Consider the following 24575-nt stretch of genomic DNA (forward strand, 5'->3'; position numbering starts at 1 on the left):
CGGGCCGCGTTCACGCCGTTCGACCTCTCGTCCGAACTTCCGCTGCGGGTGGTGCTGTTCACGCTCGGCGGGGAGGAGTCCGTCCTGTCGGTGGCCCGGTCGCGGCCCCGCGCCGCCCTGCCCGCCCTGTGCGTCACCCAGATCACCAGCTGGGGAATCGTCTACTACGCCTTCCCCGTCCTCAACCCGCACATCACCGCCGACACCGGTTGGAGCACCGCGCAGACGACCGCCGCGTTCACAGCCGCTCTGTTGGTCTCCGCCCTCGTCGGCCTCACGGTCGGCCGGATCATCGACCGGCGCGGGCCCCGCAAGGTGATGACCTCAGGCTCCGTCGTCGGGACCGTTGCCCTCGTCGGCATCGCGGCCGCCCCGAACCTGCCGCTGTTCTTCGCCAGTTGGCTCCTCGCCGGCGCCGCGATGGCCGCCACCTTCTACCAGCCCGCCTTCGCCGCCCTGACCCGCTGGCACCAGCCCGACCACATCCGTGCGCTCACCACCGTCACGCTGGCCGGCGGCCTCGCCTCCACCGTCTTCGCACCCGTCACCGCCGCCCTCGCCGACCACTTCAGCTGGCGCACCACCTACCTCGTCCTGGCGGCCGTGCTGGCCACCGTCACCGTGCCGCTCCACTTCCTGGCGCTGCGCCATCCCTGGCCTCCCACCGAAACGCCCAAGGCCACAGTTCGCCTTGCTCCGCCGTCGGACGATCCGGCCCGCTCTCGCCAATTCCTGCTCGTCGCCGTAGCGTTCACGCTCTCCGGCTTCGCGATGTACGGCGTGGTGTTCAACCTGGTCCCGCTCCTCATGGAGCGCGGCGTCAGCTCAACCGCCGCCGCCTGGGCGCTCGGGCTCGGCGGCCTCGGCCAGACCCTTGGCCGAACCCTCTACGGCACCCTCGCCCGCCGCACCGGCGTCACCACCCGCACGGTCGCCCTCATCGGCGCCGGAGGAGCCACAACCACACTCCTCGCGGCAGTTCCCGGCCCGACCGTACTGCTCCTCGCCATCGCGATCCTCGCCGGCACCGTCCGCGGCAACCTCACCCTGCTCCAGGCCACCGCCGTCTCCGACCGCTGGGGAACCGCCTCGTACGGCCGACTCAGCGCCCTTCTCGCCGCGCCGGCCACCATCGCCGGCGCCCTGGCTCCCTGGGCAACCACAGCGCTCACCCCGGCACTCGGCGGCGGACACCCGGCACTCTTCCTCGCCCTGGCCGTCATCGCGGCAACTGCTGCGGCTGTCGCAGCTGGCGTTAACGGTCTGATATGGCCCCACTTTTTCGGCCCGAGTTGGCCCCACTCGCGGGGCGCGTGGGAGCGTTCGGGGGTTGTTCCGGCTTGAATTGGCCCCACTCCCGACGGGCGGCTGGGACGCTCGGTGCAGGTCTCCGTGAGGGGGCGATACCGAGTGGTGTCCTCGAAGGAAGAGCTGTTCCTGCTGATCCGCCGCGACTCGTGGCGGGAGGGGCTGTCGGTCCGCGCCCTCGCGCGGAAGTACGGCGTCCACCGGCGGCTGGTGCGGGAGGCCCTGTGCTCGGCGGTGCCGCCGCCACGGCGGACACCGCGAAGGCATTCGCCGCGGCTGGAGCCGTTCAAGAAGACGATCGACCAGTGGCTACTGGACGATCTGGAGGCTCCGCCGAAGCAGCGGCACACCGTGCAGCGGATCCTGGCCCGGCTTCGGCAGGAGCTCGGGGCGGAGATTGCCTACTCGACCGTGTGGGACTACGTCCACCGGCGCCGGCAGGAGATCTCGGAGGCCGCTGGGGCGGCACCCGCGGCGGGGTTCGTGATCCGGCACAACCAGCCCGGCATGGACGCGGAGGTCGACTTCGGGGAGGCCTGGGTCGACCTGGCCGGCGAGCGCACCAAGTGCTACTTGTTCGCGTTCCGGCTCGCCTACTCCGGCAAGGCCGTCCACCGGATCACCACCTCGTGCGGGCAGGAGGCCTTCCTCGACGGCCACGTCCACGCGTTCCGCACCCTGGGCGGCATACCCGCAGGCCAGATACGGTATGACAACCTCTCGCCCGCCGTGACCAGGGTGATCCGCAAGAGCAGGTCGCGGGAGGAGCATCCGCGCTGGCACGACTTCCGCCTGCACTACTCGATCACCCCGTTCTACTGCGAGCCGGGACTTCGCGGCGCCCACGAGAAGGGCGGAGTCGAGGGCCAGGTCGGCTACTGGCGGCGCAACTATCTCACCCCCGTCCCATGCGTCGACTCCCTCGACGAGCTCAACGACACCTTCGCCGCGTTCGAACAGGCCGAAGGGAACCGGCGGATCGGGATGCGGATCCGCACCATCGGCCAGGACTTCGCCCACGAGGCCCCGCTCCTGCTGCCCCTCCCCGGCGATGCCTTCGAGACCGGGCTCGCCTTCAGCCCGCGCGTCGACCGCTACGGCATGGTCGCCGTCCGCGTCTGCCGCTACTCGGTTCCGGTCCGCTACATCGGCCGCACCGTTCACGTCCTGCTCCGCTCGAACGAGGTCGTCGTCTTCCATGGCCGCACCGAGATCGCCCGCCACCCACGCCTGACCACGAAGGGCGCCGAGCGGCTGGTCCTGGACCACTTCCTGGAGGTCCTGCTGGCCAAGCCGGGAGCCTTGGCCGGCTCCGAGGCACTCGACCAGGCCCGCCGCGTGGGCACCTTCACCCCCGCCCACGAGGCGTTCTGGTCCGCGGCCAAGCACGCCCTCGGCGAGAGCGACGGCACGAAGGCCCTGGTCCACGTCCTGCTGCTGCACCGGCACCTGCAACACCGCGACATCGTCGCCGGCATCACCGCCGCCCTCGCGGCCGGGGCCTGCACCGCTGACGTCGTCGCGCTGGAGGCGCGCAAGGCCGCCGAGACCGAGGGTCGCTCGCCGACGGTCACCGTCACCGTCCCGCTGCCCGAACCGGTCGCCCCACCCGAGTTGCCGCTGCCGAGCCTGACCGAACGAAGAACCGCCCACCTGCCACCCGACCAGCGTCCCCTGCCAGCGCTTGAGCGCTGGGACCAGCTCCTGCACCACCGACCCGGAAGGGACCCGCGATGACCGGCCCGCACCACACCCTGACCGAGCCCGCCTCCGACGCCGCCATCGACACCGCCTGCCGCGTCCTGCGGCTGCCGACCATGCGGGCCCAGTTCGCCGACACCGTCAACCGCGCCGAACGAGAGCACCTCTCCTACCGCGGCTTCCTCGCCGAACTGCTGATGGCCGAGTGCGAGGACCGCGACCGACGCCGCTCCGAGCGGCGCATCCGCGCGGCCGGCTTCCCGCGTTCGAAGTGGCTGTCTGACTTCGACTACTCGGCCAACCCGAACGTCACACCCGCCCTGGTCAATAACCTCGCCACCTGCGAGTGGGTCAAGAAGTGCGAGCCGCTCTGCCTGATCGGCGACTCCGGCACCGGCAAGACCCACCTGCTGATCGCCCTCGGCTCCGCCGCCGCGATGGCCGGCTTCCGGGTCCGCTACGCGCTCGCCGCCCGCCTGGTCAACGAGCTCGTCGAAGCAGCCGACGAGAAGCAGCTGACCAAGACCATCGCCCGCTACGGCCGCGTCGATCTCCTCTGCATCGATGAGCTGGGCTATCTCGAACTGGACCGCCGCGGCGCCGAGATGCTGTTCCAGGTTCTGACGGAAAGGGAGGAGAAGAACAGTGTTGCGATCGCCTCGAACGAATCGTTCGGAGGCTGGACCAGGACCTTCACCGATCCCCGACTCTGCGCGGCGATCGTCGACCGGCTCACCTTCAACGGCACCATCATCGAGACCGGCACCGAGTCCTACCGCCTCGCACAGACCAAAGCCAGGCAGCAGACGAGGAAATAATCGAGCGGCCGTGCGGCTGCGTCGGTACTCTCCGCGGGTGTCGTTGACTCAGTACGTCTACTTTGCGATCGCCAGCGTGGGCATCACTGCCGACGAGATCACCCAGCTGCTTGGCGTGGAACCGGACGAGGTCACGGTGCGGGGGAGCATAGCCGCCTCACCTCACACCATCCCGTTCTGTCACGTCTGGAAGGTTGTCTGCCGCGAGCCCGGCCTGCCAGTCGATGAGCAGATCGGCCAGGTGATCAGCAGGCTCAGGCCCCGCATGGAGGCGCTCACCGATCTGACGACCCGTCTCGCAACCGAGGAGGGCCCCGGGGGCACGATTCTGCAGGTCCACCGCTGGTTCAACCGGCGTGACGAGCAGCCCTCCGGCTCGCCGGACGACACGAACCTGTTCGGCTGGCGCCTGGACCGCGCGGTGGTGGACTTCCTGGCCGCAACCGGCGCAGATCTGGATGTCGGCGAATATGACATGACGCGCAGCGACGACTGACACCGCCGCCCATCAACGCGGGGCCACCACAGACCGGAAGCGGGGCCACTCCGGGCCGGAACACAAGGGCCCATCGCAGCAAGCCGGGCCCAATTCAGACCGGAAAAGTGAGGCCATGCCAAACCGTTAACGCCACGCAGCAGCAGCTCGGCCGAGCCCGCAGGCGGCCTGACAGCGCGACGAAGTCTCCGCACGTGCACTTGGCGCCGCGCTCCTGCACGCGGACCCACGCATCACGCACACGGCCGATGCTCTCCAGCGCGACGATCGCCATCTCGGAAAGGCGCGGGATACGGTTCACCATGAACCGGATGAGACGGGCAGCTTCTCGTACTACAAGAAGCGCTGTGGCCAGCCAGCCGACAATCTGCGCGGCTTCGGCTCCTCTATATCCAGGCAGGCGGGCGCGAACGCGCCCATGTCTGCGTCGCATCAGGTAGCCGAGAGCCCGCCCGACGTCGCAGGGTCTCGCGGTGCCGGGGATTACCTCGTCCAGTCCCGCCTGGCCGACCTACGCCGACGCGCCGCCGCCGTGGACGACGCCCACCTCGTCGTCCGCCTGATCACGGCGGAGGCGATCAGCACGGAGCGGCTACGCACCGAGTTGCCCGCGCACCTGCCCGAACTGGATCAGGCGGGGCGGGCCGTGGCCGCCCTGATGTGTACCGGGACGCTGAGCGAGGCCGGGGCGAACGGCGTCGGACTGAGCCTGCGCACCGCCCGAGCGGTCGAGGGACGAGTCGTCCGTGCGCTCTCACGACGCGGCAGCCGCACCCACGCCGCGGCCGTCGCCGTGATCACCGGGATCGTCACCCTGGCCCCGGCCGGCTCCACCCACTACCTGGAGCCGACATGGCCGGTGGCGTGAACCCGGCCTTCGGCTACTGAGGCAGCCCATCACGCACACCCCGCCCGCCCCTGACCACCTCCCTCTCCACCAACACCAGGATTTCGCATGCCCGTTCCCCTCCCGATCGAGGGCTACGCCCCGATCGGCAACGGCCGCTCCGCAGCCCTTGTCGACCTCCACGGCTCGATCCCGTGGTTGTGCCTGCCGGAGTTCGACTCGCCGACGGTGTTCGCCAGCCTCCTCGGCGACCGGCGCCACGGCTACTGGTCGCTCTCCCCCACCTCCGCTCAGCCCCTCCCCGTCACTCACCGCGCCTACCGAAACGGCGGCCTGGTCCTGGACGAGGGCTGAGAGCTCCCCGAGGGCACCGTGCAGGTCACCGAGTTCATGCCCGCGTCAGAAGCCCGAGCGCCCCTCCCAAGTGATCCGCATCGCCAGGTGTCTGCGCGGTCGGGTGAGCATCACCTCCCGCATCGTCGCCGCCCCCGACTACGGCCGTACCCACGCCGCCCTGCGCGAGGTCACCGGCCCCGACGGCGCCCGACGCTTCACCGCCGAGCACCGGGGCGCGATCCTGTGGCTGGACGGCCCCTCCCACCGGTCCCGACGGCGTGGAGCCGCCGCTTCCGAGATCGTCCCGACCGAGGGACAACAGGCCGTCTACGCCTTGACCTGGCAGAACGTCGGCGACCCGGTCCCGCCCGTACCCGACGCCGACCAGGCCCTCGCCGACACGCTTCAGGAGTGGGCCGACTGGAACGCCCGTGTCACCTACACCGGACCCTACCGCGACGCCGTCCTCGGCTCCGTGGCCGTTCTCGGATCCCTCATCCACCGGCCGACCAGCGCGGTCATCGCCGCCCCCACCACCTCGCTGCCGGAGCAGATCGGCGGCGAACGCAACTGGGACTACCGCTACGCGTGGCTGCGCGACTCCGCGCTCACCGTCCGGGAACTGCTGCGTGCCGGCCGCTTCCTGGAGCAGGTGCGTGCCTGGCGGACGTGGCTGGTCAACACGACCGACGACCCCACCACCGCACGGATCATGTACCGGCTCGACGGCAGCAGCGGTCTCACCGAGACCGTTCTGGACCACCTACCCGGTTACGAGGGCTCCCGCCCGGTACGGATCGGCAACGGCGCGGCCGGCCAGCTCCACCTCGACGTCTTCGGGTACGTCGCGGACACCCTGCTGGCCGCCGAGACCGCCGGCGCCCGCCCCACCGCCCCGGATGGTTCAGTCCAGAGCTCACGGAATGTGAATCCGCCATGTTCGTCACCGCCTCACCCTCAGGCCGGAAATCAGGCCGCTATCTCGGCCCGCAGCCGTGCCAGGGCGTTGCTCGCACGGTCCCGGACCTCGGGCAGGTGACGGCCGGCCCGCACGACGCGCTGGAGCTGGTGCGGCAGATGATGGAGGGTCGCCCCGTCGACCGCCGTGCCGAGTTGCTGCGCCGCTCCGGTCGGGTCCCCCTTCTTCAGCAGCACCTCCCCGGCGGTGATCGCCGCGATGATCCGCCACTGGGAGGTCGCTGCCAGACCGGCAACCGGCGCACGGTCGAGCTGTCGGACGGCCTCCGCGACACGGCCCGTGCTCATGAGACCCCGGAGACGGACCTCGTGGAGGGTGAAGTCGGAGAAGAGGGCAGTGGGCGCCGCCTCGTCGAGAAGTCGGCGACCCTCCTCGATCGCGAAAGGGCAGTGGGCGCCGCCTCGTCGAGAAGTCGGCGACCCTCCTCGATCGCGAAGTCGAAGACGGCGGTGTTCCCGGCGGCTCCGGCCGCGCGGGCGAGCAGGACGACCGCCTCGGCTCGTTCGGTGGGGGTACGAGCGGCGTCTCGGGCCTGCCCGAGCCGGTCAAGCGCGCAGGCGCAGTCCGGCCTTGCGCAGCTCGTTGCCGTGGTGGCGCAGGGCATTGGCATGCAGGCCGGGATCCCCCAGGCGCCGGGCGACGTTCAGGCCCTTGCCCGTACAACGGGCGGCGCTGGCCAGGCGCTCCTCCGGCAGGACGTGGCCGAGGGCGACGCCGAGGCCGACCCGAGCTCGGGCGAGCAGCCTCAGGGTGTCGAGGTCGGCGTGTCCGTCGGCGGCTCGGGCCTCCAGGCGGGCGACCAGCGGCCACAGCTCGGCGACCGCAACGGTGGCCTGGCCGGCCTGGCGGGCGATCTCAGCCAGGCGCAGCACGGATTCGGCGAGCTGGATCACGAGTTGGTGGTCTCCGTCCGCTTCGTCGGTGATGCCGAGGCAGTGCGGCGGGAGGCCGAGGCGTTCGGCGATGTGGCGCAGGGCTCCGATGTCGGTGATGGTGCGCGAGCCGGTTTCGATGCGGGCGACGTAGCTGGTGGAGTAGCCGAGGAGGTCGGCGAGTTCCTGTTGCGGGAGCCCGTGGAGTTCTCGGTAGAGCTGGAAGATCTCGGGCAGGGCTCTGCGGCGCAGGATGTCCTGTGCTCTGGGGGTGGTCCAGTGCCAGCGGATGCCGCCGAAGGGGTCGATCCGGGTCACCGGTCAGGCCTGGTGGTGCAGTTCGTACCAGCGGGCGATGGAGTCCTTGTAGCCCTGCGGCATGGCCAGGCCGGGCACCTCGTCTCGGTGGAAGAGGCCTGCTTCCTTGTGCTCGTGGCTGACGACCGGGGCCTGGTCCGCGTCGGTGGCGGTGCAGCCGTAGGTGACGATGAAGACCTGGCGACCGAGGATCGGCTCGTACATCCACACGTCCAGCAGGGGGCCGGCGGTGGCCGTCCAGCCGCTCTCCTCCTGGATCTCGGTGGCGACCCGTTCTTCGGGGGTTTCGGTGCCCTCCAGCCTCCCGCCGGGCAGCTTCCACTCCTGGCGCTCGTTCTTCAGCAGCAGCACCCGCTGCTGCGGGTCGAGCACGACGCCCTTGATGGAGATCGGGAAGGCCTTTGGCACGTAGGGCTGTTCTGTCTCGCTCATCGCTTCTTCCGGAGCGCGTGGGCGGTCACGGGCGTGTCGAAGGTAGCAGTTGTGAACCGGCGCGATGCCCCGCAGCCCGGTGACCACGCTTTGACAATCTGTCACTTTCCATCCGGTGGCCGGGGCCTGGAGAGTGCGTCGCCTCCCATCCGCTCGGTCCCACGAGGAGTCTCACCATGCCGTCATTCGACACCAGTGGCATCAGCAGCGACAAGTTCACCGCGGGCGGGCTGGAAGGAGCGGTGCGCCGGCAGGCGGGTGAGGCGTTGCGCGAGGACGGCCTGCTGAGGCTCGCCAGGTTGGGCGGGCGGGACGACGTCCTTCTCGCGGCCGGCCGGTTGATGTCCTCGTTGCGGCAGCACCGGGATGCTGACCCGGACGGTCTCACCGTGATCCGCGACACCGGCCGCCGCAGCGGGCGGCCGGGCTTCGCGGGCCTGGGGCGCGGCGCGCTGGCTCTGCACACCGAGTGCACGCAGCATCCGGATCCGCCGCGTCTGCTCCTGCTGGCGTGCGCGCGGGCCGGCGACAGCGGCGGTGAGACCCTGCTGGTGGACGGCCGGGCCGTCCTCGCCGAGCTGGCCGTGCAGCACCCTGCCGCCATCGAGGCATTCTCCGCGGAACGGGCCGCCTACTTCGGCGGGTCGAGTGGCCGCTTCGCCCCGGTGTTCCAGCAGTTGCCCGCCGGGCGGTGGCAGTTGTGGTTGCGCCAGGACGACCTGGCCCGGTTCTCGCCCGACGCCCAGGCCCACCTGCCCGCCCTGCGCCAGGCCATCGATCGCAACACCCAGCGGCTTCGGCTGGCCCCCGGGCAGGGTGTCGTACTGGACAACCATCGTCTGCTGCACGGCCGCACCGGCTTCTCGGGTGAGCGGCTGATACTGCGGGCGCTGGGCGATCCGGCCCCTGCACTCGGTCTCGGGCCCGGATTCCCCCACTCCCGCTGCCCTACCAGCCTCCGCGCCCCTCACGAGGACCCCGCAGAAGTTTCCGCGGGCTCGCTCGCCCTCGGAGGGCAGCCGTCCCTCGACCCGCGGCAAGCCGCCCCACCGACTCCTGGTGACGCGGGGCGCACCCGCGCCCCGGCTCCAGGTCCCGCAAGGGGAACCCTCAAGGAGGAGCCACCATGGCTCAGATGATCCCGGCCGAGACCAAGGCCACCACGGCCGTCGTCAGCGGCGACGAGTTCGACCTCGACGTGCGCACCGTCGAGACCGCCGACGCGGCCAGCCTGCAGGTCCTCACCGACGACGGCTGCGGCTCCACCTGCGGCGCCTGCACCACCGGCGTGCACTGACCCTCCCGGGTGGTTCCCCGGGACCTGCTCCCGGGGAACCACCCGCCCCCTCCCCGCCTCCGTCTCCGAGCCCCGAGGTCCGCAGCGATGCGCACACCCGCTCCCAAAACCGTCTACCGCGCCGCCGACGCGGCTCTCGTACGCGCCGTCGCCCGTCCCGACCTGCCAGCGCCGGCGTGGCCCGACCTCTCAGCCACCGGACCCGCCGCAGCCCTCCAACAGGCACACTGGCTGCGGGCCCTGTGGGCCGACGCCCACCTCGCCCAGGCCCTCGAACTGGCCAGCCCGGCCCTCGCCGATCGCATCGCCCAGCTGATCGGCGGTCCCCAGCCCAACCCGCGCGAAGTTCGGCGTGCCGCGCTCTCCACCGCCCGCTAGGTCCTGCGCGCGGCCGGCCGCGCCACCCCGTTCGGGCGCTTCGCGGGTGTGCAGGCGGCATCGTTCGGGCCGTCCTGCGTCGTGCGGTGGGGCGACGAACACCACGTTGTCACCAGTGCCGCGGAGTCCCTGATCGCCCAGGCTGTCGGCCTCCTGGAGTGCCTCCCCACCGTGCTGGCACTCTTGGACGTGACGGCGAACAACACCGTTCAGATGCGGGGCGATCGCCTCGTCGTCCCCCACCGACCGGTCCCCCGGGCCGATGGCATCACTGCCGCGGCCGAGACGACCCTGCGCCGCACCCGCCCCTTCGCCGCACCGGGATCGGCCTCGCGGACAGCGCGAGGCCGATGGTCCACCGGAATACCGCTCCGGGCCCTCAACCCTGGGGATCCGGCAGCGCGGCGTACGGGACGAAGGTGCTGGTGTGCTCGTCGACGGCGAGCGGGCGGCCGATCGGCGGGGCGGAGCGCTGCGGGCAGGCCGGCCGTTCGCAGACCTTGCAGCCGAGGCCGATCGGGGTCGCGGCGGCCTCGTCGGCGAGGTCGAGGCCCGTCGAATACACAAGCCTTTCCGCATGGCGGAGTTCGCACCCGAGGCCGATGGCGAAGGTCTTCCCCGGGCGGCCCCAACCGCCCGGGGAGCGGGTGACGGCGCGGGCGGTCCACAGGTAGCGGCGACCGTCCGGCATGGCGGCGACCTGGACGTGGACCTTGCCGGGCGCGGCAAAGGCGTCGTAGACGTTCCACAGCGGGCAGGTGCCGCCGGTGCGGGAGAAGTGGAAGGCCGTGGCGGACTGTCGCTTGGAGACGTTCCCGGCCCGGTCGACGCGCACGAAGGAGAACGGCACCCCGCGCAGGCCGGAGCGCTGGAGCGTACTGAGCCGGTGGCAGACGGTCTCGTAGCCGACGCCGAAGTGGTCGGCGAGGTGCTCGATGTCGTAGCGGGCGGACTCCGCCTGCGCGTGGAACGCCCGATAGGGCAGGACGAGGGCGGCGGCGAAGTAGTTGGCGAGGCCGATCCGCGTCAGCGAGAAGGCGGTGGATCCCTCCGGGCTGTCCTGCGCGGCGAGTTCGGACAGTAGGCAGTCGTGTTCCAGGTAGGCCAGTTGGGTGGCCATCCGGAAGGCCTGCTGACCGGGGCGCAGCCGGTCGGACAGGCGCAGGGTCCGCGTCCGCTCGTCGTACTGGTGCAGCTGTTCGCCTACGGTGGCGATCCGGACCTGGTGCGTGGTGGCGAGCCGTTCGACCAGGGCCTCCCGGACCCCGCCGCGCTTCAGCTTGATCGTCCCAGCCAACTCCTCTGCTGCGGTGTCGAGTTCGTGGAGGTAGTTCCGGCGACGGTAGAAGAACTCGCGGACCTGTTCGTGCGGGGTGCGGGCGTCCACCCCGGGACCGCGCTCCCCGGCGAGGACGGCGAGTTGCTCGGCCGCGTCCCGGCGACCGCGGGCCAGGTCCGTCAGCAGCCGGGCAACCGCGGGCAGGCGGGTGGCCAGTTCGTCGAGCTCACCGGTGCCGATCCGGCCGGCCGTCAGCTCCTCGCCGAGGGCGTCGCGCAGTTCGGCGGTGAGCCGGGCGCTGTCCGGCGGGGCGAAGTAACCGGCCTCCACCCCGAAGGCCTCGGTGAGGCGCAGCAGCACGGGGACCGTGAGCGGGCGGGCGTCGTGTTCCAGCTGGGTGAGAGCTCGAGCAGCCTGGCGAGGGCGGCCTGGCTGAGTCCGCGCTCCTCACGCAGGCGGCGCAGCCGGGCGCCGGCGAAGGCCTTCCCCATCGTGTCACTCCCCGCTTTCTGTGGGTCGACGTGCTGACCACGTGGTGGGGCAGCGTAGCCGGAGAGCGCAGGGGAGACCTTCGCAGCCTTCGCAGATTCGCGGCCGGTCGTTCGCAGAAGTTGGCAGCGGTCCATCGGTGACGGGGGCCGGGCGAGCTGCCAGAGTCGGTGGTGCGGCCGGGAGGCACACACGGCAACCGCGAAGACCCAGGTCAACAGCCTTGGTCCGAGCTGCCCGGGCGACCACGTCCCGCGGTGTCGCACCGCCGCCCGGCGTCGACCGGCCGCCCGCTCGCCCTGCGGTGAGAGGCAGCTCACATCCTTCGCAAAGCATCCCTGGAGTGGATCACCATGACTCAGTCGGTTCGGCAGCAGCAGGAGCAGCGCGCGGCGGCGCTGGCCGCCCGGTGGGCGTCCGATCCCCGGTGGGCGGGCATCGAGCGCAGTTACACGGCGGCCGACGTGGTCCGGCTGTCGGGCACGGTGCGCGAGGAGCACACCCTGGCCCGGCGCGGCGCCGAGCGGCTGTGGCGGCAGCTGCACGAGCAGGACTACATCCACGCGCTCGGCGCGCTGACCGGCGGGCAGGCCGTGCAGATGGTGAAGGCCGGGCTGCAGGCCATCTACCTGTCGGGCTGGCAGGTCGCGGCCGACGCCAACCAGGCCGGGCAGACCTATCCCGACCAGAGCCTCTACCCCGCCAACTCGGTCCCCCAGGTGGTGCGCAGGATCAACAACGCGCTGCTGCGCGCCGACGGGATCGACGCCGCCGAGGGCAACGACGGGCCGGACTGGCTGGTGCCGATCGTGGCCGACGCCGAGGCCGGCTTCGGCGGCCCGCTGAACGCCTTCGAGCTCACCAAGAGCATGATCGCGGCCGGCGCGGCGGGCATCCACTACGAGGACCAGCTGGCCTCCGAGAAGAAGTGCGGCCACCTCGGCGGCAAGGTGCTCGTGCCCACCGCCCAGCACGTGCGCACCCTCAACTCCGCCCGGCTGGCGGCCGACATCGACGACGTGCCGACCCTGATCGTGGCCCGCACCGACGCCCTCGCCGCCAACCTGCTGACCAGCGACGTCGACGAGCGCGACGCTCGGTTCTGCACCGGCGAGCGCACCGCCGAGGGCTTCTACCGGGTCGAGCCCGGCATGGCGCCGGTGATCTCCCGCGGCCTCGCCTTCGCCCCGTATGCGGACCTGATCTGGGTGGAGACCGGCACCCCGGACCTCGCCCAGGCCCGCGAGTTCGCCGAGGCGCTCAAGGCCGAGTATCCGGACAAGATGCTCGCCTACAACTGCTCGCCGTCCTTCAACTGGAAGGCCGCCCTGGACGACGACCAGATCGCCAAGTTCCAGCGGGAGCTGGGCGCGATGGGCTACCGCTTCCAGTTCATCACGCTGGCCGGCTTCCACGCGCTCAACCACTCGATGTTCCAGCTGGCCCGCGGCTACGCCGAGCACGGCATGACGGCCTACGTCGACCTCCAGGAGGCCGAGTTCGCCGCGGTGCCGGACGGCTACACGGCCGTGAAGCACCAGCGCGAGGTCGGCACCGGCTACTTCGACCTGGTCTCCACCGCGCTCAACCCGAACGCCGAGACCCTGGCGCTGACCGGCTCCACCGAGGCCGAGCAGTTCCACTGAGCCACCCCGGCGGTCTCGTTGGGGACGAGCCGCCTTCCACCCCGCCGCCCGGGGCCTCGTTGAGGGACGAGGCCCCGGGCGCCTCCCGCCCGCCCCTTGGAGAACCGGATGAGCCAGACCAGCCGCATCGAGATCCTCGGCGAACCCGAGGACCGCTTCGACGAGATCCTCACCCCTGCCGCCCTGGATTTCGTGGCCCGCCTGCACGAGGCCTTCGCGGAACGCCGCACCGAACTCCTGGCCGAGCGCCGCCGCCGCGGCAAGGCTCTCGCCGCAGCCGGCACACTGGACTTCCTCCCGGAGACCCGCGCCGTCCGGGAGGACACCACCTGGCGCGTGGCCGGCGCCGGCCCCGGCCTGCACGACCGCCGGGTGGAGATCACCGGGCCGCCCGAGCGCCGGATGACCGTCAACGCGCTCAACTCCGGCGCGAAGGTGTGGCTCGCGGACTTCGAGGACGCCACTGCCCCCACCTGGCACAACCTCGTCACCGGCCAGCTCAACCTGCTCGACGCGACCGAACGCCGGATCGACGACACCACCCCGGACGGCAAGCGCTACTACATCGGGAACACCCCCGCCACCATCGTGGTCCGCCCCCGCGGCTGGCACCTCGACGAACAGCACCTGCTGATCGACGGCCGCGCCGCCGTCGGCGCCCTGGTCGACTTCGGCCTCTACCTCTTCCACTGTGGCCGGTCGCAGATCGAGGCCGGCTCCGGCCCCTACTTCTACCTCCCCAAGCTGGAGAACCACCTCGAAGCCCGGCTCTGGAACGAGGTCTTCACCGTCGCCCAGGCCGAACTGGGCATCCCGCACGGCACCATCCGCGCCACCGTGCTGATCGAGACCATCACCGCCGCCTTCGAGATGGACGAGATCCTCTACGAACTTCGCGAGCACGCCGCCGGACTCAACGCCGGACGCTGGGACTACCTGTTCAGCCTGATCAAGAACTTCGCCAACCACGGCCCGCGCTACGTCCTGCCCGACCGCGCCACCCTCACCATGACCCAGCCCTTCATGCGCGCCTACACCGACCTGCTGGTGCGCACCTGTCACCGCCGCGGCGCCCACGCCATCGGCGGCATGGCCGCCGCGATCCCTCAGCGCGACCCGGAGGCCAACGCCGTCGCACTGACGAAGGTCCGCGCCGACAAGGAGCGGGAGGCCGGCGACGGCTTCGACGGCTCCTGGGTCGCCCACCCCGGCCTCGTCGACACCTGCCGCGCCGCCTTCGACGCCGTCCTCGGCAACCGCCCGAACCAACTCGACCGCTCCCGCGAGGACGTCGAGGTCACCGCCGCCGACCTGCTGGGCGTCCACCGGCTGACCGCCGGCCTGCCGACCGAGCAGGGCGTGCGCTCCAACGTCGCCGTCGCCCTGCGCTACCTGGTGGCCTGGCTGAACGGCTCCGGCGCCGTCGCCGTCTTCGGGCTGATGGAGGACGTCGCCACCGCCGAGATCGCCCGCTGCCAGATCTGGCAGTGGCAGCACCACTGCACCCGACTGACCGGCGGGTCGCTCGTCACTCCGGGCCTGGTGCGGCGGCTGATCGACCGGGAACGCGCCACCCTGCGCGGCGAGGGCGCCGACCCGGTCCTCGTGGACGACGCGGTGCGGATCCTGGAGGAGACCTCCCTCGGCGCGGAGCTGCCCGCCTTCCTCACCACCGAGGCCTACGCCCGCCACCTCGTACGCGTCCGCACCGCGGCCTGAGCCGCCCGACCACGGAGGGAGCGCACCATGAACGACATCCGCCGTGTCGCCGTCGTCGGCGCCGGGCAGATGGGCTCCGGCATCGCCGAGGTCTTCGCCCGCGCCGGACTCGACACCATCGTCTGCGAGAACGGCTCGGCGGCGCTGCGGGCAGCGCGAAGCCGGATCGACCGTTCCCTGCACCGCGCCGTCGAGCGCGGACGGATCAGCGAGGAGCAGCGCACCGACGCCTGGGCGCACCTGCTGTTCGCCGACGACCTGGACGCCCTGGCCGACCGCCAACTCGTCGTCGAGGCCGTCGTCGAGGACGAGCGGGTCAAGGCCGACGTGCTCACCACGCTGGACAAGGTGCTGTTCGCCGAGGACGCCGTCCTGGCCACCAACACCTCGGCCGTCCCGGTCACCCGGCTCGGCATCACCACCGGCCGGGCCTCCCACGTCCTGGGCCTGCACTTCTTCAACCCGGCGCCGGTGATGCCGCTGGTCGAGCTGGTCACCTCGCTGCACACCGCCCCCGCCGTCGTCGACCGGGTCGGGGCCTTCGCCCGGGACGTCCTCGGCAAGCACGTCGTGCACTCCCGCGACCGGGCCGGCTTCGTCGTCAACGCGCTGCTCGTGCCCTACCTGCTCTCCGCGATCCGGATGGCCGAGGCCGGCCACGCCACCCCCGAGGACATCGACGCCGGCATGGTCCACGGCTGCGCCCACCCCATGGGCCCGCTCGCCCTCGCCGACCTCATCGGCCTGGACACCGTCGAGGCCATCGCCCGCTCGATGTACGACGAGTACAAGGAACCGCTCTACGCACCCCCGCCGCTGCTCTCCCGGATGGTCGAGGCCGGCCTCCTCGGCCGCAAGAGCGGCCGCGGATTCCACCCGCACCGGACGGTGTGACCACACGTGTCCCGTCGGCGCCCCTACCTCTGTCGCGGAGGGTTGGAGCGTCGGCGGGACATTGCGTTCCGTCTGATGGCGAATCGTCGGACAGGCTCCGGACAGCCCCGCTCCGCTCCGCGGCATCGGCCCGGCCGCCGCACACGCGTGAACAAGCTTGAATCCCCGTGCCACCCGGGTGAAGAGCCCGATGCCGACGCGAGCACTGTCCGGATGCCGATCAGGGCGTCCGGTCGGGGTCGGCTCGCGCTGGCAGGACTGCGCGGATGTCGGCGAGCAGTTCCGGAAGTCCGCGCTCGGGCCCCAACCGACCGATCGAACTCTCGGCGTGCTTCGCGGGAAGGTCGGCCAGCACCCGTTCAGCCTCGCGCAGCAGCTCCCGCCCGCGCCGCAGGTCCAGCTTCATCCGGGCGACCTGGGCTTGCTGTACGCCGAGCTGGCGGCGTGAGGATTCCAGTCCGGCGTACTGCTCCGGGGTGAGGAGGACGAACCGGGCTCCGTCCATCGTCACCGTTCGGGGCTTCCCGGGTTTGGGCATGGCATTGACCTTTCCGGTTCACGAGGGCGCCGTCTCCGCCGACCGCATGGCAGGGGGCACCGGCGCGGTGCCGGTGCCGGTGCCGGTGCCGTCCGGGGCCTCGAAACGCACCGTGGGTTCGAAGTTGGCACGGCGGGCGGCACGGCGGAAGACCGTGAGGACGGCCGGGCCGACGACGAGGACGGCGGTGAAGGTGGTGACGGCGCGGCCGGTGTCCCAGCCGAGCGAGGTGGCGAGGTCGAACAGCAGGTAGCGGTGCCACTGTTCGGTGAAGGGGAGCCCGGGGAGGTAGGCGATGGAGCTGTTCGGGTCGGTGGAGAACGGCCAGAAGGAGAGGTTGAGCAGGAAGCCGAACAAGTAGCCGGAGAACGCGCCGTAGGCAGCCAACATCGGCAGCTCCAGGCGGGGCCGGGCCTTCGGCAGCAGTCCGGCGAGCATGCCGACGAAGGCGCAGCCGAACATCTGGTAAGGCATCCAGGGGCCGACGCCGCCGGTGAGCAGGGCGGAGGCGAAGAGCGAGGTGCAGCCGAGGGTGAAGCCGAAGCCGGGGCCGAAGATCCGGCCGGCCAGGACGAGGACGAAGAAGACCGTCTCCACTCCGGCGGTACCGGCGCCCAGGGGGCGGAGTCCGGCGTTGACGGCGGACAGGACGCCGAGCATGGCGAGGGCCTTGGCGTCGATGCCGCCGGCCGAGATCTCGGCGATGACGACGGCGAGGACCAGGACGAGCAGGGCGCCGAAGATCAGCGGCGGGGCGTAGGAGGAGCCGAACTTCCCCGGCGCGACGACGAACGGCCAGGTGAAGGCGACCAGACCGATGAAGGCCGCCAGGGCGACCACGACCCGGGCCCGGCCGGGGATCCGGACGGCGGTCACCGGGCCGCCTCCGCGGTCTCCAGCACCCCGGCGACCTGGTTGACCGTCAGGTAGGCGCGCGGGGCGAGGATCTTGGCGGTCTGCGGGGCGAAGGTCGGTGAAGCGACGATCACCTCGGCGGTGGGGCCGTCGGCGACCACCTCGCCCTCGGCCATCACCACCACCCGGTCGGCGGCGGAGGCGACGAACTCGACGTCGTGGGTGGAGACCACGACGGTGCGCCCCTCTGCGGCGAGAGTGTCCACGATGCCGGTGAGCGCCTCCTTCGCCTGGTAGTCGAGCCCCCGGGTGGGCTCGTCCAGCAGCACGACCCTTGGTGCGGCGGCCAGCTGGATCGCCAGCACCAGGGCCAGCTTCTGGCCCTCGGAGAGGTCCCGGGGGTGGGTGCCGTCCGGGATCCCGGGGGCGAGGCGGTCGAGGATCTGCCGGGCGGTCGGCCCGTCGGCGTGATCGGCTTCGAGGTCGCTCTGCGCGAGCTCCTGGGCGACGGTCTCCAGGTACAGCAGGTCGGTCGGGGTCTGCGGGACGAGCCCGACCAGCCGGCGGGCCCGGGCCGCGGTCAGGCGCTTGGGGTCCTCGGCTTTCCCTCCCCCGGTGCCGGTGACCTTCACGCTGCCGCCCTGCCGGGGCCCGGAGCCCTGCAGGGCCCACAGCAGCGAGGACTTGCCGGAGCCGTTGCGGCCCATCAGCGCGGTGACCTCGCCGGCGCGCAGCGCCAGGTCGACCTCCCGGACGGCGGCCACCGGACCGTACCGGACGACCACCCCCCGGGCGTCCAGCACCCGTTCCCCCACCACCGCTGCCCGGCGTGGCGGAGGAACGGGCACATCGGTGAGCCGCTCGCGCAGGGACACGGCGGCGCGGCGGGCGTCCCGGACGGACAGCGGCAGCGGCTGCCAGCCGGCCAGTCGGCCGAGGCCGACGACGGGCGGTGCGATCGCGGTTTCCCGGAAGACCTCGGCGGGCGGCCCGTGCACGACCGTCCCGTCGCCGGGCAGGTAGGCGACGCTGTCGGCGTACTGGACGACGCGTTCCAGCCGGTGCTCAGCGAGCAGCACGGTGACGCCGAGGTCGTGCACCAGCCGGGTGATCGCGGCCAGCACCTCCTCGGCGGCGGTCGGGTCGAGCGCGGAGGTCGGCTCGTCCAGCACCAGCACGCGCGGGTGCGCGGTGAGCACCGAGCCGATGGCGACACGCTGCTGCTGCCCGCCGGAGAGCTCGTGCAGGGCACGGTGGCGCAGCTCGGCCAGACCGAGCAGGTCGAGGGTCTCCTCGACGCGCTTGCGCATGGTCTCCGGCGGGATCGCCAACTGCTCCATGACGTAAGCCAGTTCCTCTTCCACCGTGTCGGTGGTGAAGCCGGCCAGCGGGTCCTGCCCGACCACGCCGACCACGTCGGCGAGTTCGCGCGGCGGGTGGTGGGCGGTGTCGCGTCCGTCCACGGTGACGCGGCCGCGCAGGGTGCCGCCGGTGAAGTGCGGCACGAGGCCGTTGACGGCGCCGAGCAGAGTGGACTTGCCGGCGCCGGTGCGGCCGACCACCAGGCAGAGCTCGCCCTCCGGGATGTGCAGGTCGACGTCGCGCAGGACGGGCGTCGTCGCGCCGTCGTACACCACGCCGACCTGGTCGAATCGGATCACGTGGTCACCTCGGTGTGCGAGCGGTCGGTACTGGTGGGAGGAGGGCGGAGGCTGCGGGCGTTCGGCCCGGCGGTGGGGAGACGATCCCCGCAGCGCCCGCCACAAGCAGGGCGAGCACCGGGACGAGCGGCAGCGTCGGCCAGGTCAGCGGGTACAGGGACGGGTTCAGGTCGGTGGCGTCGTAGCCGACGGTGGCGAACAGCAGTACTGCGGCGGTCACCCCGCACCCGGCGACCGCCCACTCGGCGGCCCGCCAGCGGTCCGGGCGGTAGGTGGTGCGCCGGACGCGCCGCCCGCCGAGCAGGAGGCCGGCCACGCACAGCACGGCGCCCGCGAGGAAGGCGGGCAGACCGAGCGCGGCCGGCGCCGTGCCGTCCAGCAGCCCGTACACCCCGGCGCACAGGCCGCACATGCCGAGCAGCATCAGCGCGCCGGTGAGCCGGCGGGAGCGGCGCGAGGCGGTGCCGGAGCGCCCGTAGCCGCGCGAGTCCATCGCGGCGGCCAGGCTGAGCGAACGCTCCAGCGCGTCCTCCAGGACCGGCACCACGATGCTGCGCAGCGCGCGAACGCCCTTGCGTTGCCCAGCGCGCAACCGCCGGGCCCGGGCGACGCGTTGGACGCTCTGCACCAGCTGCGGCGCGACACTGAGCGACACCGTCACCGCGACGCCCAGCTCGTACAGGGCACCCGGCAGCACCCGCAGGGCCCGCTTGGGGTTCGCGAGGGTGTTCGCGGCGCCGATGCAGCAGATCAGGCAGGCCAGCCGCAGCCCGTCGAAGGCCGCGGAGAGCGTGGCCTCCAGCGAGACCGGGCCGCCGATCCGGATGCCCGCGTACCAGTCGGGGGTGGGGATGTGCGGCAGGGAGAAGAGCAGGTGGTCGTGCGGGGTGATCCCGGTGGCGAAGACGCACCGGAAGACCACCCGGATCGCCACCACCGTCAGGGCCAGCCACAGGTAGTAGGTGAACCCGCGCGCCCACGGGGCCTCGCTGCGACGGGCCGTCACCACGTAGCCGAGCACGGCGAGGACGAGCAGGAGCAGCAGCGGGTTGGTGGTGCGGCTGGCCGCCGTCGCCAGGGCGAGTGCCCAGGCCCACCAGGCCAGCGGGTGGAGGTTGCGCGGGGCGCGACCGTTCCCCGCCGCCCGCCCGGGGGCGAGCGGGGAGGAGTCGGCGACGGCCTTGTCGAGCATGGTCATCCGATCACTCGGTCCGTCGACGGCGCTGCCGCGCGGCGACCACGGTGGCCACGCCCAGCGCCACGACGAGGACGGACCCGAGCACGGCGGGGAACATCGAGCCGGAGTCGTGCGGGGCGTCGGCCACCGGGTCGGCGTTGACCGCCCCGCCGGGTACGGCGGGGGTGGGCGTCGGCGCGGCCACGGCGGGCTGCTCCGTCGGCCGGTCGCTCGGGGTGTCCGTCGATGCCGCGGTGGGCGGCTCGACCGGTACCGGGGTCGCGGGTACCGGCGTCGGCTCGGGGGCACCCGGCGGCGTGATGCCGTCCTCGGGGGTAGCGGGGCTGCCGCTCCCCGGGGGCGTACCGGGAGCGGGCGGACGTGCTCCGCCCGCCGGGGGCTTGGCGGGCGCCGGAGCCCGGCCGGTTCCGGACCCGCCGGTGGTACCCGACCCGCCGGTGGTGCCGCTCGATCCGGTACCGGAACCGCCGCCGGTCGTCCCGCCGCCGCCGCTGCCCGTCGATCCGCTGCCGGAGCCGCCCGTGGTGCCCTGGCCGGGGTCGGCCGGCTGCCCGCCGGGGCTGGAGTCGTGCGCCCGGACGCTGTCCGGCGAGAAGGCCGGACGGCCCTCGGTGCCCTCGACGTTGGTGCCGCCGAAGATCCACAGGTCGACGCTGCCCGGCTTCGGCTGGTAGAGCATCGCGCCCAACTGGCTGTACGACCAGGTGTTCTGGCCCGGATCCGCGTGCCAGTACGACCAGTAGGCCGTGGCCGGAGGCGTCAGGACGCACTTCTCCTGGTCCGGGGTCGGGAACTGCTTCCCGCCCTGGAACCCGCTGTAGCCGATCCGGCAGATGAACGCCGGGCCGTCGTGCCCCGTCCCGGTGGTCTTCCAGCCGCCCTGGTTGAGCAGGGTGTACCCGGTGGTCGGGGTGGTCCCGCAGGACCGCAGCAGCGGACCGCCCCACTTGCCGAAGTCCACGGCGAGGACCACGCCGGAGGTGGTGGTGCACTGGTCCATCGGCAGCGGTGCGGCGGCGGCGGGGGCGGTGCCCACGGCGACACCGCCGAACGCCACGGCCAGGGTCGCGGCGGCGGCACCGATCAGCCGGCCGAAGCGCCGGATCACCGGTGACGCCCCGAACCGGAGGCGGTACGACGGCGGGCGGCCAGGACGGCCACAGCGCCGAGCACGGTCAGCAGACCGGCCGCCCCGGTCAGTGCCAGTGCTTCGCTCCCCGTCGCCGCGAGGCCGCCGGTACCGGACTGCCCGGCCCCGGCAGGCACGCCACCGCCGACCGGTTCACCGACGAGCGGGGCGTCGGACGGACGGGTGGTCGAGCCGTCACCGGGATCGGACGCGACGGAGGTGGGGGACGTCGTCGCCGACGGCGTGCCGGTGCCCGTCGGGGTCGGCGTGCCGGTTGCGCTCGCGGTGCCCGTAGGCGTGCCGGTCGGCGTCCCCGTGGGCATCTGCGTCGGAGTCCCCGTGGGGGTCGGCGTCGGCGTACCTCCGAGGGAGCGGGTCAGCGTCCCGAAGGAGATCCCGGTAGCACCGCCCAGCACCTGCGTGGAGGCCCGGACGTCCGAACCCTGCTGTCCGCCGGAGGCGACGTTGAACCCGCCGTCGCCGTTCTGCTGCCCGGCGAGGAAGTCGAGTGCCTTGTCGATCTGACCGTCGTAGGTGTTCTTGCGCAGCGTCATGCCCTGTACGGCCAGGGCGGCCGAGTTGGTCGAGTCACCGGCCGCGCCGGGGAAGCCCCCGTCCGGCAGCTGCCGCGCGGCGAGCCAGCCGAGCCCCTTGTCGACCGCCTGCGCGGCGTCCTCGCCCGGGACCAGGGCCAGGGCCATGACCGCCATCGCGGTGCTGTCCACGTCGGAGTCGCCGGTGGCGGGGATCAGGCTCGGCCAGGAGCCGTCCGCGTGCTGGAGGCCCTTCAGGTAGGCGATGGCGGGGGCCGCGCCGGCCGACTCACCGGCCCGGAGCTGAGCCATGACGGCGAGCGCCTGGGAGAAGACCGAGGTGGCGTAGGCGTAGTTGCCCGGGGCGTCGCAGCCGGTGTTCGCGTCGGCCTTGGTGCACACCATCGCCGCGAGGGCGGCGATCAGGTCGTGGCCGCCGAAGTTCCGCGGGTCCCGGCCGACGACCTCGGCGAGCAGCGCTTCCTTGCCGATCGAGCCACCGCCGGCGTACTCGGTTCCGATGGCGGTCCAGTCGTTGACGGTACGATCGCTCGCGTCCTTGCCCTGCTGGTCCAGGAAGTCGACGATCCGGCGCAGCGCGGCGTCGTCGGTGCCGGTGGCGGCGAGGGCGTAGGCGCCGTCGATGGTGAGGCCGAAGTCGGCGAAGGCCGGGAAGCCCTCGTAGTAGTGGCCGCCGATCAGCCGTGCCGGGTCGGTGAGGTAGGCGCTGCCCTTGGCGGCGTCGGGCTTCCTGCCGACGGGCGGGGTGGGCGTCGGGGTGGCGCCGTCGGGGTTGTGCCGGACGCTGGTGAGGTCGGTTCCGGTCAGGGCCAGGATGGCCTGTTCGGTGGCGGCGGCGTCCGGGTCCGGCGTGAACGCGTCGGGGCCGAAGCCGCCGTCCTTGTTCTGGCGGGCGGCGAGCCAGGCGGTGGCGGCGGCCCAGCGGGCGCCCTGGCCGGTGGCCTGGAAGGCCTGGGCGGCGCTCGCGGTGCTGGTGGTGTCGCCGGGTGCGCCGGCGTACGGGAGGAGGGAGCCGTCGGGCTGCTGGCTCGCCGCGAGCTGGTCGGTGGCCTTCTTGGCGGTTGCCTCGTAGCCGGGGGCCGTGCGCAGGGCGAGGGCGGCGGCCGCGGTGGTGAGCGGGTCGGATTCGCAGTGGTCACCGGCGACGATCATCGAGCCGGCCATGCCGCCGTCGGCGCACTGGAAGGCCGTGAAGCGGGCGAGTGCCGGGGCGGGCGGCGTGACGCCGGCGCGCTGGAGTGCGATGACGCCCAGGGACTGGACCCAGGGCGAGGCCGCACCGAGGAAGTCCCCGGCGGCGGTGCACTTGCCGTTCTCCCCGGCTGCCGTGCAGACGTGGTCGGTGAGCGCGGCGAGCAGGTCCCGCCCGCCGAAGGTGCGCGGGTCGCGGCCGGTGCTCTCCGCGACGAGAGCCAGCAGGGCGGCGGCCCTCGTGTCGGGCGCGCCGGTGGGGCCGTCGGGGTACAGGAACGCGTCGGTGTGGTCGACGAGGAAGCCGACGACCTTGCGCAGCGCCGGGTCCTGCGTCCCGGCGGCGGCGAGCGCGACGGCGGTGAGGGCGGTCCGGGGGTAGTCCGGCCCCGGGGCGGCCCAGTTCTCCATGTGGTCGCTGCCGACGAGTTGACCGGCCAGCCAGGCCGCGGCCGCGGCCGGGTTGCCGGTTGCGGAGGGCCCGGTGGGGCTCGCGGTCGGGGTCGGGGTAGCCGAGGGGGAGGAGGAAGGCGAAGGGGACGCCGAGGAGCCACCGTTCTTGGAGCGGACCGAGTCCGGGGTGAAGCTCGGTGCCCCGCTGGTGCCGCCGATGTCGGTGCCGCCGTACACCCAGGCCTCGACCTCGCCGGGCTTGGGCTGCTGCGTGCCGGCGCCGAACTGACTGTAGGACCAGGTCTGTTGGCCGGGTGCGGCGATCCAGTACGACCAGTACGCGGTGGCCTGCGGGGTGTTGACGCACGGTTCCTCGGCCGGAGTGGGGTACTGGACGCCGCCGTTGAAGGTCCCGGTGCCGAGCCGGCAGATGAAGGCGGGCCCGTCGTGCTCGGTCCCGGTCGTGGTGAAACCAGCGTTGTGCAGCAGGTTCATCCCGGTCGTCGGGTGGGCGTCGCAGCCGCGGACGACCCCGCCGCCCCAGTGGCCGAAGTCGACGGCGACGATCGCGCCCGTCGTCGCCGTGCACTGCTCGATCGGGTCGGCTGCCGCGCTGCCGGGGTGGCCCAGCAGGACCGTTCCGCAGGCGGCCACTGCGACGGCCGTGGTGACCAGAAGCGAGCCCAGCTCTCTGCTTCTGTGACGCGTAGGACTGCTGCTGACCCTCACCGGCGACTCCCCGATCGGTCGTCGGGGTCCCACGGCGCAGCCGACGGCTCTCCCCGGTACGGGGACCGTCGTGACCGCGTCGTAGTCCACGACGACGCATGTACTCCTGAACAAGGCCCCGGCGCAGGCATTCCGGCTCACCGGCCCTTGCGGGCGGGTCTACGGTTGCGGGTCAGCGCCGGAATCGGACCGGCTTCCCCTGACTGCCGAGGATGAAAAAGCGGTTCATCACACCACGCGCTCGAAGTCGTCGTCAACGAGTCGTCATGTCACTTTCACCACCTCGTAGATCCGTTCACGGGTGCGGTAACGTCCGCGGTGGCCGAGCGGGGGAATCCGGTGCGAATCCGGAGCTGACGCGCAGCGGTGTGGGGCGGTGGTTGCACCGGTCCCGAGCCCGAATGCCCGCGCGGTCGTGCAGCACCAGCACCAGCCAGCCCACGCGATCCGGGCGGCCGCCGCCCCCACCGCGCGCTCCCCGAACGAGTGCCGGCGCCCGGGGCAGGACCGGCGCGCCC

23 protein-coding genes, 2 pseudogenes and 2 riboswitches are annotated in these 24575 nt (G+C 72.5%); of the genes and pseudogenes, 14 read left to right on the forward strand and 11 right to left on the reverse strand.

Features of this window, described 5'->3' with window-relative positions; translation table 11 throughout:
* The first annotated feature begins 54 nt into the window (after positions 1–54).
* From ACWD4P_RS09335 to ACWD4P_RS09350, 4 genes are all read left to right on the forward strand, one after another.
* Positions 55–1344 carry an MFS transporter gene (locus tag ACWD4P_RS09335; RefSeq protein ID WP_449779242.1) on the forward strand — a complete coding sequence of 430 codons (1290 nt, stop codon included), beginning with the start codon at positions 55–57 and terminating at the stop codon, positions 1342–1344.
* A gap of 69 nt (positions 1345–1413) precedes the next feature.
* Positions 1414–3045 (forward strand): IS21 family transposase, encoded by a 1632-nt coding sequence (istA, locus tag ACWD4P_RS09340; RefSeq protein WP_449779163.1) that lies wholly within the window; start codon positions 1414–1416, stop codon positions 3043–3045.
* The gene (gene istB / locus ACWD4P_RS09345) at positions 3042–3827 is read left to right on the forward strand and encodes an IS21-like element helper ATPase IstB (protein ID WP_449779164.1); all 786 of its coding nucleotides are present in this window, start codon (positions 3042–3044) and stop codon (positions 3825–3827) included. The genes istA and istB overlap by 4 nt, the downstream gene beginning before the upstream one ends.
* Positions 3828–3864: 37 nt before the next feature.
* Entirely contained in the window at positions 3865–4323 is a 459-nt protein-coding gene (locus ACWD4P_RS09350) for a DUF4279 domain-containing protein (protein WP_449779165.1), read from the forward strand.
* 94 nt (positions 4324–4417) lie between these two features.
* Here ACWD4P_RS09350 and ACWD4P_RS09355 read toward each other — a convergent pair whose 3' ends face one another.
* Positions 4418–4627: a hypothetical protein gene (locus tag ACWD4P_RS09355; protein WP_449779166.1), complete on the reverse strand. Its 210-nt coding sequence runs from the start codon at positions 4625–4627 to the stop codon at positions 4418–4420.
* Positions 4628–4855: 228 nt separating this feature from the next.
* On the opposite strand from ACWD4P_RS09355, the gene ACWD4P_RS09360 reads away from it, so the two are divergent.
* The 3 genes from ACWD4P_RS09360 to ACWD4P_RS09370 all read left to right on the forward strand — a co-directional run bounded on the left by ACWD4P_RS09360 (position 4856) and on the right by ACWD4P_RS09370 (position 6545).
* Positions 4856–5191: a hypothetical protein gene (locus ACWD4P_RS09360; RefSeq protein ID WP_449779167.1), complete on the forward strand. Its 336-nt coding sequence runs from the start codon at positions 4856–4858 to the stop codon at positions 5189–5191.
* Positions 5192–5278: 87 nt separating this feature from the next.
* Positions 5279–5524, forward strand: a complete 246-nt coding sequence (locus ACWD4P_RS09365; protein WP_449779168.1) for a trehalase-like domain-containing protein — start codon at positions 5279–5281, stop codon at positions 5522–5524.
* Positions 5525–5627: 103 nt separating this feature from the next.
* Positions 5628–6545 carry a glycoside hydrolase family 15 protein gene (locus ACWD4P_RS09370; RefSeq protein WP_449779169.1) on the forward strand — a complete coding sequence of 306 codons (918 nt, stop codon included), beginning with the start codon at positions 5628–5630 and terminating at the stop codon, positions 6543–6545.
* Here ACWD4P_RS09370 and ACWD4P_RS09375 read toward each other — a convergent pair.
* From ACWD4P_RS09375 to ACWD4P_RS09385, 3 genes are all read right to left on the reverse strand, one after another.
* Positions 6476–6772 carry a hypothetical protein gene (locus tag ACWD4P_RS09375; protein ID WP_449779170.1) on the reverse strand — a complete coding sequence of 99 codons (297 nt, stop codon included), beginning with the start codon at positions 6770–6772 and terminating at the stop codon, positions 6476–6478. The genes ACWD4P_RS09370 and ACWD4P_RS09375 overlap by 70 nt on opposite strands.
* A gap of 258 nt (positions 6773–7030) precedes the next feature.
* Positions 7031–7675: a helix-turn-helix domain-containing protein gene (locus ACWD4P_RS09380; RefSeq protein ID WP_449779171.1), complete on the reverse strand. Its 645-nt coding sequence runs from the start codon at positions 7673–7675 to the stop codon at positions 7031–7033.
* Positions 7676–7678: 3 nt separating this feature from the next.
* Complete coding sequence (locus ACWD4P_RS09385; RefSeq protein WP_449779172.1) at positions 7679–8107, reverse strand: NUDIX hydrolase; 429 nt, start codon at positions 8105–8107, stop codon at positions 7679–7681.
* A gap of 176 nt (positions 8108–8283) precedes the next feature.
* Here ACWD4P_RS09385 and ACWD4P_RS09390 point away from each other — a divergent pair, with 176 nt between their 5' ends.
* From ACWD4P_RS09390 to ACWD4P_RS09405, 4 genes and pseudogenes are all read left to right on the forward strand, one after another.
* Positions 8284–9246 carry a TauD/TfdA family dioxygenase gene (locus ACWD4P_RS09390; protein ID WP_449779173.1) on the forward strand — a complete coding sequence of 321 codons (963 nt, stop codon included), beginning with the start codon at positions 8284–8286 and terminating at the stop codon, positions 9244–9246.
* Positions 9234–9404 carry an FxLD family lanthipeptide gene (locus ACWD4P_RS09395; RefSeq protein ID WP_380729071.1) on the forward strand — a complete coding sequence of 57 codons (171 nt, stop codon included), beginning with the start codon at positions 9234–9236 and terminating at the stop codon, positions 9402–9404. Before ACWD4P_RS09390 ends, ACWD4P_RS09395 begins: the two co-directional genes overlap by 13 nt.
* Before the next feature lie 87 nt (positions 9405–9491).
* Positions 9492–9782, forward strand: a complete 291-nt coding sequence (locus tag ACWD4P_RS09400; protein WP_449779174.1) for a hypothetical protein — start codon at positions 9492–9494, stop codon at positions 9780–9782.
* A 3-nt stretch (positions 9783–9785) separates the two neighbouring features.
* A pseudogene (locus ACWD4P_RS09405) lies at positions 9786–10085 on the forward strand (lantibiotic dehydratase); the annotation flags it as partial.
* Between the two features lie 76 nt (positions 10086–10161).
* Here ACWD4P_RS09405 and ACWD4P_RS09410 read toward each other — a convergent pair.
* Positions 10162–11552 (reverse strand): annotated as a pseudogene (locus ACWD4P_RS09410) (short-chain fatty acyl-CoA regulator family protein).
* Positions 11553–11903: 351 nt separating this feature from the next.
* Here ACWD4P_RS09410 and aceA point away from each other — a divergent pair.
* The 3 genes from aceA to ACWD4P_RS09425 all read left to right on the forward strand — a co-directional run bounded on the left by aceA (position 11904) and on the right by ACWD4P_RS09425 (position 15809).
* The gene (aceA, locus tag ACWD4P_RS09415) at positions 11904–13196 is read left to right on the forward strand and encodes an isocitrate lyase (RefSeq protein ID WP_449779175.1); all 1293 of its coding nucleotides are present in this window, start codon (positions 11904–11906) and stop codon (positions 13194–13196) included.
* 108 nt (positions 13197–13304) lie between these two features.
* Positions 13305–14915: a malate synthase A gene (aceB, locus tag ACWD4P_RS09420; protein ID WP_449779176.1), complete on the forward strand. Its 1611-nt coding sequence runs from the start codon at positions 13305–13307 to the stop codon at positions 14913–14915.
* A gap of 27 nt (positions 14916–14942) precedes the next feature.
* Positions 14943–15809 (forward strand): 3-hydroxybutyryl-CoA dehydrogenase, encoded by an 867-nt coding sequence (locus ACWD4P_RS09425; protein ID WP_449779177.1) that lies wholly within the window; start codon positions 14943–14945, stop codon positions 15807–15809.
* A gap of 220 nt (positions 15810–16029) precedes the next feature.
* Here the strand turns inward: ACWD4P_RS09425 and ACWD4P_RS09430 are convergent, their stop codons facing one another.
* From ACWD4P_RS09430 to ACWD4P_RS09455, 6 genes are read right to left on the reverse strand one after another with little or no spacing between them, the layout of a single operon-like run.
* Entirely contained in the window at positions 16030–16347 is a 318-nt protein-coding gene (locus ACWD4P_RS09430; RefSeq protein WP_449779178.1) for a hypothetical protein, read from the reverse strand.
* 18 nt (positions 16348–16365) lie between these two features.
* The gene (locus ACWD4P_RS09435; RefSeq protein WP_449779179.1) at positions 16366–17223 is read right to left on the reverse strand and encodes an ECF transporter S component; all 858 of its coding nucleotides are present in this window, start codon (positions 17221–17223) and stop codon (positions 16366–16368) included.
* Positions 17220–18863: an ABC transporter ATP-binding protein gene (locus tag ACWD4P_RS09440; protein WP_449779180.1), complete on the reverse strand. Its 1644-nt coding sequence runs from the start codon at positions 18861–18863 to the stop codon at positions 17220–17222. The genes ACWD4P_RS09435 and ACWD4P_RS09440 overlap by 4 nt, the downstream gene beginning before the upstream one ends.
* 4 nt (positions 18864–18867) lie before the next feature.
* Positions 18868–20055, reverse strand: coding sequence for a CbiQ family ECF transporter T component (locus tag ACWD4P_RS09445; protein ID WP_449779243.1), 1188 nt, complete (start codon positions 20053–20055; stop codon positions 18868–18870).
* 10 nt (positions 20056–20065) lie between these two features.
* Complete coding sequence (locus tag ACWD4P_RS09450; protein ID WP_449779181.1) at positions 20066–21169, reverse strand: hypothetical protein; 1104 nt, start codon at positions 21167–21169, stop codon at positions 20066–20068.
* Positions 21166–23982: a prenyltransferase/squalene oxidase repeat-containing protein gene (locus tag ACWD4P_RS09455; protein ID WP_449779182.1), complete on the reverse strand. Its 2817-nt coding sequence runs from the start codon at positions 23980–23982 to the stop codon at positions 21166–21168. Before ACWD4P_RS09455 ends, ACWD4P_RS09450 begins: the two co-directional genes overlap by 4 nt.
* A 180-nt stretch (positions 23983–24162) precedes the next feature.
* A riboswitch (cobalamin riboswitch) is annotated at positions 24163–24308 on the reverse strand.
* A gap of 41 nt (positions 24309–24349) precedes the next feature.
* Positions 24350–24484: riboswitch (cobalamin riboswitch) on the forward strand.
* Positions 24485–24575 lie beyond the last annotated feature (91 nt).

Source organism: Kitasatospora sp. NPDC002543 (assembly GCF_053594915.1).